Annotated in this window: 18 protein-coding genes and 1 tRNA gene; 12 read left to right on the top strand and 7 right to left on the bottom strand. The window is 42.9% G+C overall.

Annotated features, from left to right (window positions below; genetic code table 11):
- Positions 1-100 precede the first annotated feature (100 nt).
- The 5 genes from nikC to ACFO3D_RS04535 all read right to left on the bottom strand — a co-directional run bounded on the left by nikC (position 101) and on the right by ACFO3D_RS04535 (position 5,832).
- Complete coding sequence (nikC, locus tag ACFO3D_RS04555; RefSeq protein ID WP_390293449.1) at positions 101-1,012, bottom strand: nickel transporter permease; 912 nt, start codon at positions 1,010-1,012, stop codon at positions 101-103.
- Positions 1,013-1,051: 39 nt separating this feature from the next.
- Positions 1,052-2,056: an ABC transporter permease gene (locus ACFO3D_RS04550; protein ID WP_390293448.1), complete on the bottom strand. Its 1,005-nt coding sequence runs from the start codon at positions 2,054-2,056 to the stop codon at positions 1,052-1,054.
- Between the two features lie 100 nt (positions 2,057-2,156).
- A complete protein-coding gene (locus ACFO3D_RS04545) occupies positions 2,157-3,767 on the bottom strand; it encodes an ABC transporter substrate-binding protein (RefSeq protein WP_390293447.1) in 1,611 nt (536 codons plus the stop codon).
- A 68-nt stretch (positions 3,768-3,835) separates the two neighbouring features.
- Positions 3,836-4,837, bottom strand: a complete 1,002-nt coding sequence (locus ACFO3D_RS04540; RefSeq protein WP_390293446.1) for an ABC transporter ATP-binding protein — start codon at positions 4,835-4,837, stop codon at positions 3,836-3,838.
- Complete coding sequence (locus ACFO3D_RS04535; protein WP_390293445.1) at positions 4,834-5,832, bottom strand: ABC transporter ATP-binding protein; 999 nt, start codon at positions 5,830-5,832, stop codon at positions 4,834-4,836. The genes ACFO3D_RS04540 and ACFO3D_RS04535 overlap by 4 nt, the downstream gene beginning before the upstream one ends.
- A 220-nt stretch (positions 5,833-6,052) precedes the next feature.
- On the opposite strand from ACFO3D_RS04535, the gene ACFO3D_RS04530 reads away from it, so the two are divergent.
- From ACFO3D_RS04530 to ACFO3D_RS04520, 3 genes are all read left to right on the top strand, one after another.
- A tRNA-Arg gene (locus ACFO3D_RS04530) sits at positions 6,053-6,128 on the top strand.
- Positions 6,129-6,474: 346 nt separating this feature from the next.
- The gene (locus ACFO3D_RS04525; protein WP_390293444.1) at positions 6,475-6,711 is read left to right on the top strand and encodes a hypothetical protein; all 237 of its coding nucleotides are present in this window, start codon (positions 6,475-6,477) and stop codon (positions 6,709-6,711) included.
- A 39-nt stretch (positions 6,712-6,750) separates the two neighbouring features.
- The gene (locus tag ACFO3D_RS04520) at positions 6,751-6,888 is read left to right on the top strand and encodes a hypothetical protein (protein WP_390293443.1); all 138 of its coding nucleotides are present in this window, start codon (positions 6,751-6,753) and stop codon (positions 6,886-6,888) included.
- A gap of 49 nt (positions 6,889-6,937) precedes the next feature.
- Here ACFO3D_RS04520 and ACFO3D_RS04515 read toward each other — a convergent pair whose 3' ends face one another.
- Positions 6,938-7,855 (bottom strand): prenyltransferase, encoded by a 918-nt coding sequence (locus tag ACFO3D_RS04515; protein WP_390293442.1) that lies wholly within the window; start codon positions 7,853-7,855, stop codon positions 6,938-6,940.
- A 156-nt stretch (positions 7,856-8,011) separates the two neighbouring features.
- A complete protein-coding gene (locus ACFO3D_RS04510; RefSeq protein WP_390293441.1) occupies positions 8,012-8,509 on the bottom strand; it encodes a hypothetical protein in 498 nt (165 codons plus the stop codon).
- A gap of 170 nt (positions 8,510-8,679) precedes the next feature.
- Here ACFO3D_RS04510 and ACFO3D_RS04505 point away from each other — a divergent pair, with 170 nt between their 5' ends.
- From ACFO3D_RS04505 to gpmI, 9 genes are all read left to right on the top strand, one after another.
- Positions 8,680-9,234, top strand: coding sequence for a sigma-70 family RNA polymerase sigma factor (locus ACFO3D_RS04505; RefSeq protein ID WP_390293440.1), 555 nt, complete (start codon positions 8,680-8,682; stop codon positions 9,232-9,234).
- A complete protein-coding gene (locus ACFO3D_RS04500) occupies positions 9,197-10,519 on the top strand; it encodes a DUF4179 domain-containing protein (RefSeq protein ID WP_390293439.1) in 1,323 nt (440 codons plus the stop codon). Before ACFO3D_RS04505 ends, ACFO3D_RS04500 begins: the two co-directional genes overlap by 38 nt.
- Before the next feature lie 312 nt (positions 10,520-10,831).
- Positions 10,832-12,118, top strand: coding sequence for an RNA polymerase factor sigma-54 (gene rpoN, locus ACFO3D_RS04495; RefSeq protein ID WP_390293437.1), 1,287 nt, complete (start codon positions 10,832-10,834; stop codon positions 12,116-12,118).
- A 28-nt stretch (positions 12,119-12,146) separates the two neighbouring features.
- Positions 12,147-12,392, top strand: a complete 246-nt coding sequence (locus ACFO3D_RS04490; protein WP_390293436.1) for a glutaredoxin family protein — start codon at positions 12,147-12,149, stop codon at positions 12,390-12,392.
- 129 nt (positions 12,393-12,521) lie between these two features.
- Entirely contained in the window at positions 12,522-13,541 is a 1,020-nt protein-coding gene (locus tag ACFO3D_RS04485) for a sugar-binding transcriptional regulator (protein WP_390293434.1), read from the top strand.
- Between the two features lie 85 nt (positions 13,542-13,626).
- Positions 13,627-14,637 (top strand): type I glyceraldehyde-3-phosphate dehydrogenase, encoded by a 1,011-nt coding sequence (gene gap / locus ACFO3D_RS04480; RefSeq protein WP_390293433.1) that lies wholly within the window; start codon positions 13,627-13,629, stop codon positions 14,635-14,637.
- 142 nt (positions 14,638-14,779) lie between these two features.
- Positions 14,780-15,961, top strand: a complete 1,182-nt coding sequence (locus tag ACFO3D_RS04475) for a phosphoglycerate kinase (RefSeq protein ID WP_390293432.1) — start codon at positions 14,780-14,782, stop codon at positions 15,959-15,961.
- A 17-nt stretch (positions 15,962-15,978) separates the two neighbouring features.
- Entirely contained in the window at positions 15,979-16,737 is a 759-nt protein-coding gene (gene tpiA / locus ACFO3D_RS04470; RefSeq protein ID WP_390293431.1) for a triose-phosphate isomerase, read from the top strand.
- Positions 16,734-18,272, top strand: coding sequence for a 2,3-bisphosphoglycerate-independent phosphoglycerate mutase (gpmI, locus tag ACFO3D_RS04465; protein WP_390293430.1), 1,539 nt, complete (start codon positions 16,734-16,736; stop codon positions 18,270-18,272). The genes tpiA and gpmI overlap by 4 nt, the downstream gene beginning before the upstream one ends.
- The last annotated feature ends 21 nt before the right edge of the window (positions 18,273-18,293 follow it).

The raw sequence follows: 18,293 nt of genomic DNA, 5'->3' as shown, positions 1-18,293 counted from the left end.
TAATAACCCTCCCAGGATGGAATTTGTTTTAGTAATTGAAAAAAGGTAAAGCACGCAGCTTTACCTAATCTTACTATAAATTTTAAAAATTGTAATTACTTTATTGCTTTAACCTTGGATCCAGGGCATCACGAAGGCCATCGCCAAATAGATTGAACCCGAGAACGACAAGAAAGATAGCAATGCCTGGGAATGTAACTACCCAAGGAGCAGTCTGTAAAGCATCACGACCTGCATCGAGCATAGCTCCCCATTCAGGCTTAGGAGGCTGAGCGCCAAGACCGAGGAAACTTAAACCGGCCGCATCCAGAATTGCGGTACCTACACTCAATGTTGCCTGAACTATAATTGGGGCTGTACAATTTGGAAGCACATGTTGGAATAGCGTCCTACCGTGCTTGGCCCCTATTGCCCGAGCAGCTTCAATATACTCTGTTTCTTTAACTGAAAGAACGGCTGAACGGACTATTCTTGCAAACTGGGGAATGCCCACAATTCCAATTGCAATCATGGCATTTCTTAAGCTAGGTCCTAGTACTGCTACTAGTGCGATAGCAAGCAATATACTAGGAAAAGCTAGCAGAATGTCAATAAATCGCATAATAATATGATCTACCCATTTTCCAAAATAACCGGCAATCCCTCCTAAAAGAACCCCGATAACCATTGAGATTCCTACAGCAATGACACCGATTTGAATAGAGATTCTCGATCCGTAAATTATTCTGCTGTAAATATCACGACCCAAGGCATCTGTTCCAAGGATGTGCTCGCCAGAAGGTGCCTGGTATCTGTCCACAATGGATTGTTCAGTAGGGTTGTGTGTCGCAATTGCTGGTGCGAAAAGAGCTGTCAAAATTAAAATAAGTATAATTATAAACCCGATAAGTGATGTCTTACTTTTAAAAATACGAAGAAGGGAATCCACCCATAAACTTCTTTGTTTATTTTTCTTAGGTTTCGTTGTTTCTAGTACACTCGGTTCTGGAGTTGGGCTAGGTTGAAGTGACAATTGGTGCACATCCTTTCTTTACATATTAACCATTCGGGTTTATTCATACCGGATTCTCGGATCAAAGTATTTGTACAGTAAATCAGTTATCAAGTTAACCAGAACAAAAATAACGGCTATTACTAGAATAGTACTCTGAACTACCGGAAAATCCCGTCCGAGCACTGCTAAGTATACGTATCTACCAACTCCAGGCCATGAAAATATGGATTCAGTAAGAACAGCTCCACCTAGGAGGAATCCAAACTGCATACCAATGATAGTAAGAACTGGTAAAAAGGCATTTTTTAATGCGTGTTGAAATATTATAAGGTGTTTTTTTAAGCCTTTCGCGTCAGCGGTCCGGATATAATCCTGGTTCATGACTTCGAGCATGCTAGACCTTGTCATTCGAGCGATAATTGCCATTGGTATAGTTCCAAGCGCTATACCTGGCATAAGTAAATGGAAAAAGGCGTCCTTAAAAGCTACCCAATTCCAGGTTAAAATACTATCAAGCAAATAAAAGTTTGTAATTGTCTCCAGTTCCACGCTTGTGGAAAGTCTTCCCGATGGAGGGAGAAGTTGAAGTTGGACAGAAAACAGTAGAATCATCATTAATCCCAACCAGAAGATAGGCATTGATACTCCAAATAGGGCACCTGTCATACTGATGTTATCAAACCATGAATATTGTTTCACTGCCGCTATAACTCCTGCAACGACTCCTACTATCACCGCAAGTATCATAGCAAAGATAGTAAGTTCTATAGTGGCAGGCAACTTTTGCATTAGTTCATGGGTGATGGCTTCATTGGATTGTATCGATTTTCCTAAATCGCCTTGTAAAATATCGCCCATAAATTTGCCGTATTGAACAATAAACGGATCATTCAAACCTAATTCCTCACGTAAGAGTTCTAGTTGTGTTTCCGTTGCCTTGATTCCGAGCATGCTTTTAGCAGGGTCCCCTGGGATAAGATGAAGCAGAGAGAAAGTTAAAATGGAGACACCAATTAGCACGGGGACAATCATAAGGACGCGTTGTGTAATATATTTAAGCATTTGGCATTCCTCCGTATTTCTGGAACAGAACCCGAAAGAGGTAAACACTTTATACTTCCGGGTTCTTTTTCCAGTTCAACATATTCTTTCAATTTAAGACTTATTTAACGTCTAGCAGGTTAAAAGGCTCACTTCCAGTCGGATGTGGAATATACCCTTCAACATCTTTACTGGCCGCTACCGGTGGGGTGGTATGAGCAATAGGGAACCATGGCGCATCTTCATGAATGATTTCCTGTGCTTCTAAGTAATATTTTGTACGAGTTTCTTGATCCATTTCTGTTTGGGCGGCTTTCAGGAGGTCATGTACTTCATCACTCTTATAGAGAGCTATATTACCACCTGATGGATTAGCATTATCTTTATCCAAAAGAACGTATAGGAAGTTATCCGGATCTCCATTGTCTCCTGTCCATCCTAGAAACTTCATATCATAGCTAACATCTTCTCCGGAAGTATGGGTGTCCCAGTCGTTTACAATTACCTCCAGGTTAATATTTACTTCTTTTAACATTTCTTGAATGGCCTGAGCTGTAATCTTCGGTTGCGGCATATATGGTCTTGGATTGGCAAATGTGTGTAATGTTGCGTCAAATCCATCAGCATATCCAGCCTCTGCAAGCAACGCTTTTGCTTTTTCTACATCGTAACCATAGTCCTGAACCTCATCATTATACCCCCATATTGAAGGTGGGAGCGGGTTCTTGGCGGGCTTTCCAATTCCTTCATATAACTTAATCAGTTCATCTTTATCGATTGCTAGATTAATAGCCTGACGAACCATTTTTTCAGACATAGGACCTTCTTTACTGGTGTTAAAGGCCATATAACCGACGTTCATTGAAGGACGGCGAATGATTTGTAGACTTTCATCGCCTTCTACAGTCTGGATATCCTGTGGATTTAATCCTGTCATCATATCAATGGAACCAGCTTGCAGTTCTAGAAATCTTGCTCCGTTGTCCGGGATAGTCCGGAAAATAACTTCATCTATCTTAGCAGTTTCACCAAAGTAATCTTCGTTTTTAGAGAGTGTTATGCGATCATCAGGAATCCACTCTTCAAATACAAATGGACCTGTACCGACTGGGTTTTTAAAGAAATTCTCTCCATATTTCTCAATAGCTTCGGGGCTTGCAATTCCGAATGGTGGCATCGCAAGAGTCTGTAGAAAAGGGGCATTAGGTTCTGATAAAGTGAACTTTACTTCATAGTCACCTGTTGCTTCCACTTTTTCGATAATTCCTCCCATATCCTCTTCAGAAGCACCAAACATATAACCGTAGTAAGAGAAGTCACCTGAAGTAGTCCAGCGTTCAAAATTGTATACCACGTCTTCCGCGGTAAAATCAGTTCCATCATGGAATTTAACATCGTCTCTCAATTGAAATGTCCATACTAGCCCATCGTCACTGACATTCCACTCAGTTGCTAGAGATGGCCTGACCTCGGTGCTATCCTTTTTGTAACGTACTAACGGATCATAAACCTGATTCGTAACATAAATGGATTCACCATCAGTAACTTTAGATGGGTCCAGCTGCAGGGAATCATTCCCACGGCCAAATACTAATGTTTTCTTACCATCTGCATCTTTTGTGTCATCTGAGGATTTATTACCGGTGCCTGCGTCCTCCGTGCAAGCAGCTAATACAAAAATAACTGCCAGAAATAAAGTGAACAGAAAAGCTAAGTTACGTTTTTTCAACATAGTTCCCCCTCGTTTTATAAAAAGTATAAAAAATGTCTTGGATTTTCACGACCTGCATAGTCTGAAAGTTAGATAAGAGTACCAGTTTTTTCTTCAATCACCTCCTTAGCAAAATGGCAGGCTGCCATTTGGCCATGTTCAGAAACTTGCTTCAGCTTTGGCTCAGTGGTACGGCAGATAGCTTCTGCATAAGGGCACCGGGTGTGGAATTTGCATCCTTGTGGCGGATTGGCGGGTGATGGTAGGTCCCCTTTCAGTACAATGCGCTGCTTTTCACGGTGTGGATTTGCTTCAGGTACAGCCGAAAGTAACGCTTGAGTGTATGGATGCTTAGGGTTCTGGTATACATCACTAACTTTACCTATTTCTACCAGCTCTCCCAAATACATAACTGCTACCCTGTCACTGATGTGGTGAACAACACTTAAATCATGTGCGATGAATATATAAGTAAGGTTAAATTCCTCCTGTAAATCTTCCATCAGATTAATGACCTGAGCTTGAATTGAAACATCAAGCGCTGAAACGGGCTCATCACAAATAACGAGTTCCGGCTCGAGTGCAAGAGACCTAGCTATCCCTATTCGTTGGCGCTGCCCACCGCTGAATTCATGAGGATAACGGTTTTTATGATAGTTACTTAGCCCAACAACATCCAGCAGCCGGTCCAATTTCTTGGCTCTAAGTTCCTTAGGTATATTAAATATCTTCATCGGTTCCGTTATAGTCTGGGCAATGGTTTTCCTAGGGTTTAACGAGGCATATGGGTCTTGGAAAATAATCTGCATATCTTTACGCAATTTCCTCAGTTTTTCGCCTTGATAATTTGTTATATTTTCACCTTTAAAGAATACTTCACCTTCCGTGGGCTCAAGAAGCTTAAGGATAACTCGGCCAGCGGTTGACTTGCCACATCCGCTTTCACCGACAAGGCCGAGTGTTTCACCAGCCTCTAATGAAAAAGAAATTCCGTCCACAGCCTTAAGAAGAGGTTTTTCCTTGGAAAACAAGTTTGGATTTTTTAAGGGAAAGTGTTTTTTTATGTTCTTTACTTCTAATAATGTACTCATGTGTTTACCGCCTTTTCAGTTTCTTCATATAGTAAGCACCGTACATGATGACCCTCGGCAACTTCAGTAAGTTTTGGGTCGGTTGTAAGACAGCTTTCCATAACATGCTTGCAGCGAGGTGCAAAACTGCAACCCTTAGGGAGATCACGCAAATCAGGCGGGAGACCTTCAATTGCTTCAAGTTTTTGTTTATCTGGCGTGATTTTTGGTATCGAATTCATTAGTCCAAGTGAATAGGGATGTTTCCCGTAATCGAATAGATTTTTTGTCTCTGAAAATTCAACAGGCTTCCCTGCATACATGACCATTACGCGGTCACATACTTCGGAAACTACACCCAGATCATGTGTAATCATGATTATTGCCATGTTGAGTTCTTCCTGCATTTTCTTGAATAACTCCAGTATCTGTGCTTGAATTGTCACATCCAAGGCAGTAGTGGGTTCATCAGCAATCAGCAGAGAAGGATTGCATGCTAGTGCAATCGCAATCATAACCCGTTGCCGCATTCCACCACTGAATTCATGTGGGTAGTTCTTTAACCGTTTTTGAGGATCTGGTATCCCGACAAGGTTAAGAAGTTCCAAAGCCCGTTCTCTTGCTTGTTTTTTTGAAACATTTTCGTGTGCACGGATCGTTTCAATAATTTGCTTTTCTACTGTGAATACGGGGTTAAGTGATGTCATTGGATCCTGAAAGACCATCCCGATTTCCTTGCCGCGGATTTTACGCATTTGGCCAGTAGATTTCTTAATTAGGTTCTCACCCCTAAAATTAATCTCGCCATCAACTATTTTTCCTGGCGGGGAAGGTATAAGACCAAGTATTGACATTGCTGTAATACTTTTTCCAGAGCCTGATTCCCCCACGATACCAAGTGTTTCACCCGGGCTGATATCAAAGTCCACCCCGTCGACCGCTTTAACAACTCCAGATTTGGTTAGAAAATGTGTATGTAAGTTTTTTACCGCTAGGAGAGGTGAGTCATTATTCATGAGAAGCCTCCTTCATAAGATGGTATTTTAAATTGTATGATTGTTTAGAATTAACATACAGTATACAATACTTTTTTAATATTTTAGGTTTTTCTCTTTTTTCTCATAAATAGTAATAATTAAATATGCATATTTTGATTGGTGATTTAATAAAAAGACTTGTATATCTATCGATGAGGCGTTATAATATCCTATGTGCCAAATTTGATGGTTGCAAAATGCGCCCATAGCTCAGCTGGATAGAGCACTGGTTTCCGGTACCAGGTTTGTCGGGGGTTCGAATCCCTCTGGGCGCGCTTATGTTATGCAGGAAGGCAAGGGTAATTGGTATTTTACAATCCCTTGTCTTTTTTTATTCCACAAAATGATTTTATTACCTGAAGTCATAAGGTAATAATACTAATCTTTATTAATGGGGGAAGAGATTATGTCTAAAAAACATAAAGCATTATTGAAAAAAGAACATCCAGTTTCCTGTTATATTTTGGATGCTGAAGCAAAAGGAAAACGCTGTCTGTATGCTATGCAGTTTTAACCTCAGCTGGCTTTATCGTCTACAAACATAAAAAGGAAAAAGAGTTGGTGGTTGTGTCCAGGCTGAATTGGGATTCCATCGAGTAGGCGATACGGGATAAGTTCTTTATGAAGACTGAATACACGTTTACTACATCCGAGGGGAAGACTTCCCATCTGATTCTTTCCGATTCAAATTTGAACGATGAAGCGGATCATTTTATTCAAAAATGCATCAGTCCGGAACTCCAAGCTGCGAAGCGAAAGTTGTATAGAAAAGTTGTTGGGTTAATCACGGATGTCATTATCAGGAAAAAGAACCGCATCCCGAAGCGGAATCTGCGCCTAAGCCTTAACCCGAGGTAAAGGAAGGGTCTGACCCACAGCCGGATAACAGTCTGGCGTATGACCCATTCGACTTGGACAGGGACTGTGGGCGATTTCAGTACACACGAACAGGCGCAAGCTTTCTTTATAGCAGCTGGTGGACCAGGGGATGACCCGCACCGCCTCGATGGCCTCGCATGTGAAAGTCTGCCATAGGATTAATGGAAAAAGACAAGGAACAGCATTTCGCTGCCTTGTCTTTTTTTTATATTAATAAGTTTATCCAAACCCCGATGGCCAAAAGGAATCCGAAGGCCCAATGATGCAATGCAGCCCATTTCATAACTTTCCTGCTCTCGGTGTCAGCAGCGTTGGACTGAAAAGCAAGCCGCAGCCGGATTGCAAGGGGAAAAGCAAACACAACTGCGATAGCCAGCGGCTGAAGAACACCGAACCCAATAAGCAAAAAGACTGTTAAATAAATAGAAGAAAGAAGAGTCGTCAGTAATTGAACTGCACGTTTTTTTCCTAGTATGGCAGGGACAGTTCGTCTGAAGTTGCGGTCTTTTTTTATATCACGAATATTATTCGTTAAAATCATTGAAGCAATCAGCAGGGCAAAGGGAATCGAGACGAGAATAATGCGGAGGTTCAATGGATTTCCCTGTACCACATACGCGAGAATGGTTACGACTATACCAAGAAAAATAAATGCGACCGTTTCCCCAAGTCCAATTGAGCATAACGGGCGCGGACCTGCTGAATACAGAAAGCCGAATAGGATGCTTAAAATACCTACGAATAAAACCCAATAACTGCTGTGATATGCGAGCCATCCACCGAGAAGGAGTGAAAGGAAAAGCAAAGAGCCGGCTGCATAAGGGATAATTGCATGGGAGGGACCATGTTCCTGTGAGGCATCTGCTGTCCATTTTTCCTGATCCTGCCCATTACGAAAATCGTAGTAATCATTAAACATGTTTGTCGCTGACTGGATAAGTAGCGATGCCACCAGCATGGTTAGAAATATATCAAAACGGATCGCCCCCTGCATTGCTGCAATCCCTGTACCAACGAGGATTGGTGTTATAGTCCCGGTCAATGTCATCGGACGAATAAGCTGCAGCCAGGAAGCACGGTAATAGAATTTTTCACCGTTAGCAAAAACTGCTGAATGTGCCATTTTGCCCTCTCCTTATTAAATGATTAGAATATATTTCGACCGCTCATCTCGTCGATGAGAGGCGTTCTGGAGGAATTCCCGCCTCGTTCGACCTCTCACCGCCTTGATGAGAGGTGTTTTTTGACGGTGATAAGAAGCGGTATACTTGCGTTTTGTTCATAATAAAATCATCACAACTAGTAAGGCGATAAAACCACCGACTTCGACTGACTCGATTGCTATGGTGGTTCCCAGTGCTTTTGACAATGGTTTTGTTTCACCTGAATCAGCGAGTTCCCAAATTGAAATATTGGAGAAAACTTTAACCGATTGCCTGTAACCGATAAAAACACCCCATCCCAGGGTGAGCAACGCTATAACTAATGCGGCCAGCCAAAGATTTCCGTATCGTGTGGTCCAAAGGTCAGCCCACTGATTAATCGGTCCTGCGAGGGTTCCAAGTACGATTCCGGTGGCTATAACACCAGTTCCGGCTGCTGTCAGGAAGTTGTGTGACCACTGGATCAACGCGAGAAAAAATTCACGCTGTTTTGCATAGGCCATTTTTCTTAGTGCCGGATAAACACCCCAGCCGATGAAAAGAACACCGCCAACCCAGATAATAGCAAGAAAAATGTGTATTCCAAGGATAATTTGCCGCATTTCCCAAGGCATAACAAATCACCAACTTTGCGTTATTTGCCTTCATTATATACCTGTGATTTTCAGTATGATGTGACATATATCACGAAATTAGGAGGCTGAAAAATAAGTTATAATAAAAATAAAACTTTTTGCTGACACGGTGGTCTAATACATAGATAGAGACAGAGGGGGGCACTAGCTTGGATGAGGGAGGGAAATTGGTTCGAAAGGCGATCAAAGGAAATGATGACGCCTTTCTTGAACTGATGCAGCTATATAAAATTGATTTGTACAAAACAGCGATTGCTTATCTAAAAAATGAGCATGAAGCTGTTGAAGCAATACAGGAGGTAACCGTTCGGGCATACAGGAAAATAAATACGATCAGGGAGCCATCCTATTTCAAATCATGGCTAATCCGAATCATGATTAATTATTGTAATGACCAGCTTCGGAGGCGGAGACGAGTCATTCATGATGAAGGGGCACTTCAAGAACAGGGAGTGAACGATAATCACACAGGGATTGACCTTGAGGATGCAATGCAGCGGTTGGATAAACGGTCTCGCGACTTGCTCACAATGAAATATTTTAACGATTTAAAAATAAAAGAGATTGCAGCGGCGATTGAATGCCCGGAAGGTACGGTTAAGACATGGCTAAACAAGGCGCTGAAACTGTTACGGGCAGAACTTGAGGAAAAGGAGGGGAATGGAAATGTACGAAAAGGAAGAAGAAAAACTGAAGGAATATAAAAACATACATGATGACGTCCCACTCCCTCTCGAAGCAATTGATGAAGCGATTATGACCGGCTTTCAGAAAGCTAAGTTTACACATAAACGAAAAAAACGACAGAAGAAATGGATGCTTAGTGCAGTACTAGCAGCAATTATTGTTCTTTCCTTTGTGACTGGCATCAGGGTATCACCGGTATTTGCCCAGTACGTAACTGGTATTCCGGGAATGGAAAAAATCGTTGAATTGATCAGAGACGATAAAGGAATGATGGCCGCGGTAAAGAATGATTACTACCAGGAAATTCGTGCATCAGCCGAGAAAGATGGTTTGAAGGTAACGATTGATGGTGCAATTGCGGATACAAATGGTATTGTGCTTTTTTATACACTTGAAACAGATGAAAAGCAGAAAGATATAATGATTAATGATCTCGAGTTAACGAGTGCAGTTGACGAAAAGTTGGATTTTGCGCATATATCTTTCGGCGCTCCACACGAGTCAGAGGAAGGGAAGAAATCATATTCCGGCACAGTGGAATTCTTTTTTGATAAGCCCTATGAATCAAGAGAATTTGTAATTGACTTAAAGGTTCAGGGCGAATCAGTCGGCGGGGAGTTCAGTATTGATTTTAAGCTTAAAAAGGAACTTCGCCACAAAGTCACGTATGAACTCAATCAAACTGTGTCCATGGAAGGGCAGAAAATTACTTTCAAAAAAGCAACTGTTTATCCTACAAGGGTAGCGGTTCACCTTGAAATGCATCCTTCCAACACGAAAGAGATATTGGCCTTTGAAAACTTACGACTGGTAGATGGAAGTGGGGAAGCCTGGAGTAAAATTAATAACGGAGTCGTTGGGTCATCAATCTCAGATGATGAGAAAATAATCTATTTACAAAGCAATTATTTTCGAAATGCTGAAGAACTATCATTGGTTGTAAGTCGGGCCCAGGCAGTGGACCGGGATAAAAGCAAGCTATTGCTGGACCTGAAAAATGAAAAGATTCTGATGCAACCGGCAGGAAACAAACTTAGGAACCTTGAAGTTAATGGAAACAAAGTAAGTGTGGAATTGCATACGAAGGAAAGGTTTAATTATGGTATTTTTGGGCCGATCCTTGATGCAAACGGGGAGAGAGTTAAGTCCAGAACTGAATTTTCGTATATGGCCAGCCCCGGTAAGAGCTTTGAGGAGATAGGATTTAATATGGAAGGAACCAACATTGCTTCACCTATTACGGTTGAGCTTACATGGTATCCTCAATGGATTAAGGAAGAAGTGCGAGTAAAAATTAAATAAAGATAATGAGCGAGGCGTCCCAACGGCGCCTTATTTTTTTATGCAAATGAAGAGCGGGAAATCACCTGGGTGAGAAAGGACCTTACTCGGGAGGGAGTGCCATTAACATAGGAGAGAAAGCGTTCAACTCGGGAGAGAACACCCGGAACTCAGGAGAAATAGCTTTCCACTCGGGAGAGAAAACCATAAACTTAGGAGAGAATTGCTTACAATCGGGAGACAACTACCCTAAGCTGGGATAACCGCCCCCTGTCCTTCCTCATGATTTTATGGCAAAATAGAACTAGAACTATTTGCGGGGGAGAGTTCATCATGCGACAGAAATTAATTCAGGAACAGACATTACAGTTGAAGATGAACCAGTCCCTTGTTCAGGCGATCAATCTGCTCCAGCTTACCGGGGTGGAGGTCGTCGAATATATTAAAGAGATTGCGAAGGAGAACCCTCTGATTGAGGAAGTTAATTATGATTATGAGATTGCGGATTTTAAAAATAGTAATGCCAACCTGCCGGCAATCGGTGAAATAAACGAAGCGAAACTGTCCATGTATGACCAGTTGAAGAGCCAACTGTATACGCTTAATGTACCCGATGATTTGGAACCGGTTGTTCTGTTTGGGATTGATTCGCTTAACGAAGACGGTTATCTCGACATCGACCTCAATTTATGGGCTGAGAAATGCGGTACGACCATAGAAAAGGCTGAACATGCACTGACATTTATCCAGTCGCTCGAGCCAGCAGGGATTGGAGCGCGGTCACTGAAAGAGTGCATTCGGCTGCAGATGGCAGACAAATATGACTTTATTGATTCACTGCTTGATGACCATCTTGACTGGGTTGCGGAGGAAAATATCGAACAGATTAGTGAGCAATTTCTGATATCCCCTGATAACGCACATCAAATTATTAAAGAAATTCAAGCATGCCATCCCAAACCTGGGCAGCTACTGGCGGGAAATGTTTCTGAATATATAATACCAGAAGCGAACATATACGAAGATGATGGACACCTGAAGATTCATTTTTACAAATGGCACACACCGGATATAGAAATTGATAATTCGTACGCTGATCTTTTGAATGGAGACTCCGAAGCGGCTGAATTCCTGCACGATAAATACAAGCAGGTGGAATGGCTGAAGCAGGCAGTTGCGTTCAGAGGGAGTACAATTGAGCGGGTCATCCGGCAGATCGCTGAAAAACAGCAGCTTTATTTTCAGCATGGTACGTTTATGCTGCAGCCGCTCACATTAAGAGAAATCGCAAAGGAGCTCGGGATGCACGTATCGACTGTCAGCCGTGCCATTTCCAATAAGTACGTCCAGACTAGACACGGAGTCATACCATTACGATTCTTTTTGCAGACAGGTGTTGGACAAGAGGACGGAAAGCAAACATCTTCCTTCGTCATCAAACAGTTGATCACGGAACTTGTAAACCATGAAGATAAACAGAAGCCGTTATCTGACGAAAAGATCAAAGACCGCCTGCACGGTGAATTTGGCATAACGATTGCACGGCGGACGGTAATGAAGTATCGTGAACAATTAGGAATACTAGCTTCGTCAAAACGAAAATTGGGACGCGGGGTCTGACCCCCTGTCCCATAATGGAGGGTAAGCGATGCGTGATGTTATTTTTTATACAAAAGAAAATTGTTCATTATGCGATGATGCCGAATCATTGCTAGATATACTAAAAAGTGATTATCCTATGGAAATTGAAGAGCGGGATATTTATACAAATGACGAGTGGCTTGAGGAGTATCAGCTGCTTATTCCTGTTGTCCAGATTGGCGATGTTACCATAGATTGTGAGGAAATGAGCTATGAGGCACTGGAAGAGGCTCTTCGAAATGCAAAAAGCTAAAATGTTTGTATAAATCTTCGTATATGATAAAATAATAGTAACTGCTTAGGTCAGTAGATATTTTTTTGGCCCAAGCGGGACGTAAAATAACCATGCGGGACATAATTCACCCGGTAAAGGAGTATTCTGATGCGCGCGTTGCTGGATCTGCAGAAAAAATTATTCCCTGATCTGCTCGATATTATGCAGCAGCGGTATGTCATTCTGCAAAGTATTGATCTTTTGCAGCCGATCGGCCGGCGTGGCTTGGCCGATAATACTGGAATAACTGAGCGCATTGTTCGGGGTGAAGTAGATTTCTTGCATGACCAAGGCCTGATTGACGTGACATCCAAGGGAATGCAAATCACAAAAGAGGGAAAGTTAGTAATAGAACAATTGGCGGATTTCATGCACGAAGCTATGGGGCTCAGTGTTTTGGAACGACAGTTAAAGGAAAAATTACAACTGAATGCCATTATGGTTGTCCCAGGGAACAGTGATTCGCATGATTGGGTCAAACAGGAAATGGGAAAAGCTTGTGTAACGTACTTAAAGAAGAGAATAAAATCGGCACAAACAGTTGCGGTGACAGGCGGGACTACTATGGCCGCTGTTGCTGAGATGATGGTGCCGCTTGATGATGGTGCTGATTGTCTGTTTATTCCGGCGCGTGGAGGTATTGGTGAAAAAGAAGAAAACCAGGCCAACACGATTGTCGCGAAAATGGCGCGGAAAGCCCGTGGGGACTACCGACTTCTGTATGTGCCTGATCCGTTGAGTGAAACAGCATACCAGACAATCATCAAAGAGCCCGCTGTCAATGAGACTTTGCAGCGTGTCAAAAGTGCTAGTGTCGTGCTTCACGGAATAGGTGATGCGATGACAATGGCCAGACGAAGAAAGACGCCGGAAGATGTGACCGCACAATTGAAGGAAAACCATGCTGTCAGTGAGGCGTTCGGCTATTATTTTGACGGGAACGGAAATGTTGTTCATAAGGTCAGAACGATAGGCATTCAACTTGATGACCTGGATAGTGTTGACCAGGTGATTACTGTTGCGGGCGGGCATTCAAAGGCAAACGCGATTGCTTCATATTTTAATAAGGGTAAACGAGATATGCTGATTACCGATGAGGCAGCTGCTGAAGAGATTCTAAAAATGTAGCGAGTAGGCTGCATTCGCATTGTTTTCCTAAAGGGATCATTCTCTTTAAATATATAAATCATAGGAAATATAGGAGGAATTATACATGGCAGTTAAAATAGGTATTAATGGTTTTGGACGTATCGGACGTAACGTATTCCGTCAGGCACAGAACAATAATGAAGTAGAAGTGGTGGCAGTTAACGACCTGACCGACGCCAATATGCTTGCACACCTACTGAAATATGACTCTGTTCATGGAAGACTTGAAGAAGAAGTCAGCGTTGAAGGAAACAATCTTGTTGTTGGCGGAAAAGAAATTAAAGTACTTTCCGAGCGCGATCCTGCTGAACTTGGCTGGGGAGACCTTGGTGTTGATATTGTAATTGAATCAACTGGTCGCTTCACACAGCGTGACGATGCGAAGAAACACCTTGATGCAGGTGCTAAAAAAGTAATCATTTCTGCACCAGCTAAAGAAGAAGACCTGACAATGGTTATGGGCGTAAATGAAAAAGACTACGATCCAAGCAAACATCACATCGTGTCCAATGCATCTTGCACAACTAACTGTATTGCACCGCTTGCTAAAGTATTGCATGAAAACTTTGGTCTGAAACGTGGTCTGATGACTACTGTTCACTCGTATACAAATGATCAGCAGATTCTTGACCTGCCGCACAAAGACTATCGTCGTGCACGTGCAGCAGCACAGAACATCATTCCAACATCAACAGGGGCTGCAAAAGTTGTTGGAAAAGTACTTCCTGAACTAAACGGCAAACTGAATGGTATGGCAGTACGCGTGCCAACTCCAGATGGTTCACTGGTAGACCTTGTTGCTGAACTTGATAAAAATGTAACGGAAGAAGAAGTAAACAATGCATTTAAAGAAGCTGCGGCTAGCGGCGACCTTGAAGCTGTGCTTGAGTACAGTGAGGACCCACTTGTATCAACTGATATCGTTGGAAACACTCACTCTTCAATCTTTGACAGTCTTTCAACAATGACACTAGAAGATAACATGGTTAAAGTTATCTCCTGGTATGACAACGAAATGGGCTACTCTGCACGTTGTGTGGACCTTGCCGTTTACATGCAAAAACAAGGCTTGTAAGTTATATTACAGGGGGAGGGGAATCCTCCTCCTTTTTCACTTTATAAAAGCATTTCCATTGTTTCTCCGTTATAATGATTAACGGATGATACTTCGGGGAAAATTTTAATGGATACATAGTTTTCATGTAGGAGGTTCACAGATGAATAAAAAAACACTTCATGATCTTGACGTGAAAGGAAAGAAAGTCTTTTGTCGTGTTGATTTCAATGTGCCGATGAAAGACGGCGAAGTTACTGACGATACCCGCATTAAAGCTGCACTTCCAACAATCAGCCAGCTGACTGAAAGCGGAGCGATCGTAATTCTGGCAAGCCACCTCGGCCGGCCGAAAGGGGAAGTAGTCGAGGAGCTTCGGCTCGACCCGGTGGCAAAGCGTCTGAGTAATCTCACCGGTAAAAATGTAACCAAAACAGACGCAGTTCATGGTGGTGAGGTGGATGAAGCAATTTCCGGTTTAAAAGAAGGTGAAATTCTTTTAATCGAAAATGTTCGCTTTGAGCCTGGTGAAGAAAAGAATGATCCTGAACTTGCGCAGGCATTCGCCGACATGGCTGACTTTTATGTGAATGATGCGTTTGGCGCGGCTCACCGTGCACATGCTTCGACAACTGGTGTGGCTGAAAAACTTCCCGCTGCAGCAGGATTCCTGATGGAAAAAGAAATCGAAGTACTTGGCAAAGCAATCAAAAATCCGGAACGACCGTTTACCGCTATCATCGGTGGTGCAAAAGTGAAGGATAAGATCAACGTGATTGATAATCTACTTGATAAAGTAGACAACCTGATTGTCGGTGGTGGACTTGCCTACACGTTTATCAAAGCACAGGGACATGAAATCGGGAAGTCACTGCTTGAGGAAGATAAGATAGATATGGCAAAAGAATTTATGCAGAAAGCACGCGACAAAGGTGTCGACTTTATTTTACCGGAAGATGCTGTGGTAGCGGATGACTTTTCCGAAGATGCCAACACCAAAATCGTGGATATCGATTCTATCCCGGCTGACTGGGAAGCTCTTGATATTGGACCGAAAACTCGTGAAGCGTACGACCGGATTATTGCCGGGTCCAAACTGGTCATCTGGAACGGGCCAATGGGCGTATTCGAAATGAACACATTTGCTGGTGGGACAAGAGCCGTGGCACAAAGCCTTGCAAACACAGAAGGCTATACGGTCATCGGTGGTGGCGATTCGGCTGCAGCAGTTGAGAAGTTCGGATATGCAGCAGAGATGGATCACGTTTCGACCGGTGGCGGTGCGTCACTTGAATTTATGGAAGGTAAAGAACTACCTGGTGTGAAAGCACTTGACGATAAATAAACTGAAGAGGTGAGACGATGCGCAAAAAAGTAATTGCAGGAAACTGGAAAATGAACAAAGTGTCAAACGAAGCAGATCAGTTTATCGACGACATAGCGGGGAAGGTTCCAAACGATGACAATGTAGAAGCAATTGTCTGTGCACCATTTCCCTTTTTAAAATCGCTCGTGGAAAAAACGAATGGTACCTCTGTTAAAATTGGTGCGCAAAATATGCACTTTGAAGAGAGTGGTGCATTCACTGGTGAAGTAAGCCCGGTAATGCTGAATGATCTCGGCGTAACACATGTTGTCCTCGGACACTCCGAGCGCCGCGAACATTTTGCTGAAACAAACGAAACAGTAAATAAAAAAGCGCATGCTGCATTCAAGCATCAGCTGACACCAATTGTCTGTGTTGGCGAAACACTTGACCAGCGTGAGGCGAACGAGACAATGGATCATATTGAGCAGCAGGTCCGGGAAGGTCTTGCTGGTCTGCCTGACGAACAAATTGCACAAACAATTGTCGCATATGAACCTATCTGGGCAATTGGTACAGGAAAAACCGCATCCAGCGAAGATGCCAACGAAGTCTGCACACATATCCGGAATGTCCTGAAGGATGCCACATCAGAAGAAGTTGCTGAAAAAGTAGTAATTCAATACGGTGGAAGTGTAAAGCCTGCTAATGTTGATGAGCTGCTTGCACAATCTGATATTGACGGAGCTCTTGTTGGCGGCGCGAGTCTTGAAGCTGATTCATTCCTCAAATTAGTGGAGGCAGGTACCAAATGAGTCAGGATAAACTAGCAGCACTTATCATCCTCGATGGATTCGGTATTCGCGACGAGGAGATGGGAAATGCAGTCAGACAGGCTAACACTCCAAACTTTGACCGTTTTTGGACGAAGTATCCACATAGTCAACTGGAGGCAAGTGGCCAGGCGGTTGGACTGCCAGATGGACAGATGGGTAATTCTGAAGTTGGGCACCTTAACATTGGTACAGGTCGGATTGTATATCAAAGCCTTACCCGGGTTAACCTTTCGATTGAAGAAGGCGATTTTTTTGAAAAGGGAGCTTTTGTAAAATCGATTGAGCACGCCAAGAAAAAAGGGAAGGCACTGCATATATTCGGACTTCTTTCCGACGGCGGCGTACACAGTCATATCAACCATTTGTTTGCACTACTTAAACTTGCTTCGGATAATAATCTGAAAGAAGTATATGTACATGCATTTTTGGATGGCCGTGACGTGGGGCCGAAAACAGCCAAAACATACATTGAACAAACAGAAGAGAAAATGAAGGAATACGGCGTTGGGAAGTTTGCTACAATTTCCGGCCGTTATTATTCAATGGACCGCGACAAACGTTGGGATCGTGTGAAGAAAGCGTATGACGCGATGGTACATGGCGAAGGTCCAAAATATCAGAACCCATGCGAGGTCGTGAATGACTCTTATGAGAATGGGATTCATGATGAGTTTGTCATCCCTTCTGTAATAACGGACGTGGCTGGCGAGCCGCTCGGAAAAGTAGAGGACGAGGATTCTATCATTTTCTACAATTTCCGTCCAGACCGTGCAATCCAAATTTCCCGTACGTTTGCCAACGACGATTTCCGCGATTTTGACCGGGGCGAAAATGTACCGAAGAATCTGGACTTTGTCATGCTGACGAATTTCAGTGAATCTGTCAACGGTTATGTTGCGTATAAACCAGTAAACCTAGATAATACAGTTGGGGAGGTTCTCGCGCAGAATAATCTAAACCAGCTGCGAATTGCCGAAACGGAAAAATATCCGCACGTCACCTTCTTTATGAGCGGTGGCCGTGAACAGGAATTTCCAGGTGAAAAACGGGTACTGATTGATTCGCCAAAGGTTGCAACGTATGACCTTCAGCCGGAAATGAGTGCATACGAAGTGACGGATAAACTGCTTGAGGAATTGGACTCCAAACAGCATAATGCCATTATCCTTAACTTTGCGAATCCCGATATGGTAGGTCATTCAGGGATGCTCGAACCGACAATAAAGGCAATCGAAGCAGTTGATGAGTGTCTTGGGAAAGTAGTGGATAAAATCCATGAGCTTGGTGGTAAAGCGATTATCACCGCCGATCATGGAAACTCCGACGAGGTAACAACAATCGAAGGAAATCCAATGACTGCGCATACTACCAATCCTGTACCGGTGATTGTAACGGAAGAAGGCGCCGAACTCAGAGATGGTGGTATATTAGCTGATTTATCACCAACACTATTGGATATACTGGGTGTGGACCAGCCAAGCGAAATGACAGGGCAATCATTAATTAAAAAATAATCAAAAACAGAGGAGCGATTT

The organism is Virgibacillus kekensis, assembly GCF_042654125.1.
In the GTDB taxonomy this organism is placed as follows: Bacteria; Bacillota; Bacilli; order Bacillales; family Amphibacillaceae; genus Lentibacillus; species Lentibacillus kekensis.
This window is presented reverse-complemented; position numbering and strand designations above follow the sequence as displayed.

Coding starts and splice junctions, on each gene's coding strand:
- ACFO3D_RS04550 (WP_390293448.1), bottom strand. CDS start 2,056: ATGCTTAAATATATTACACAACGCGTCCTTATGATTGTCCCCGTGCTA.
- ACFO3D_RS04545 (WP_390293447.1), bottom strand. CDS start 3,767: ATGTTGAAAAAACGTAACTTAGCTTTTCTGTTCACTTTATTTCTGGCA.
- ACFO3D_RS04540 (WP_390293446.1), bottom strand. CDS start 4,837: ATGAGTACATTATTAGAAGTAAAGAACATAAAAAAACACTTTCCCTTA.
- ACFO3D_RS04535 (WP_390293445.1), bottom strand. CDS start 5,832: ATGAATAATGACTCACCTCTCCTAGCGGTAAAAAACTTACATACACAT.
- ACFO3D_RS04525 (WP_390293444.1), top strand. CDS start 6,475: ATGAAGACTGAATACACGTTTACTACATCCGAGGGGAAGACTTCCCAT.
- ACFO3D_RS04520 (WP_390293443.1), top strand. CDS start 6,751: ATGACCCATTCGACTTGGACAGGGACTGTGGGCGATTTCAGTACACAC.
- ACFO3D_RS04515 (WP_390293442.1), bottom strand. CDS start 7,855: ATGGCACATTCAGCAGTTTTTGCTAACGGTGAAAAATTCTATTACCGT.
- ACFO3D_RS04510 (WP_390293441.1), bottom strand. CDS start 8,509: ATGCCTTGGGAAATGCGGCAAATTATCCTTGGAATACACATTTTTCTT.
- ACFO3D_RS04500 (WP_390293439.1), top strand. CDS start 9,197: ATGTACGAAAAGGAAGAAGAAAAACTGAAGGAATATAAAAACATACAT.
- rpoN (WP_390293437.1), top strand. CDS start 10,832: ATGCGACAGAAATTAATTCAGGAACAGACATTACAGTTGAAGATGAAC.
- ACFO3D_RS04490 (WP_390293436.1), top strand. CDS start 12,147: ATGCGTGATGTTATTTTTTATACAAAAGAAAATTGTTCATTATGCGAT.
- ACFO3D_RS04485 (WP_390293434.1), top strand. CDS start 12,522: ATGCGCGCGTTGCTGGATCTGCAGAAAAAATTATTCCCTGATCTGCTC.
- gap (WP_390293433.1), top strand. CDS start 13,627: ATGGCAGTTAAAATAGGTATTAATGGTTTTGGACGTATCGGACGTAAC.
- ACFO3D_RS04475 (WP_390293432.1), top strand. CDS start 14,780: ATGAATAAAAAAACACTTCATGATCTTGACGTGAAAGGAAAGAAAGTC.
- tpiA (WP_390293431.1), top strand. CDS start 15,979: ATGCGCAAAAAAGTAATTGCAGGAAACTGGAAAATGAACAAAGTGTCA.
- gpmI (WP_390293430.1), top strand. CDS start 16,734: ATGAGTCAGGATAAACTAGCAGCACTTATCATCCTCGATGGATTCGGT.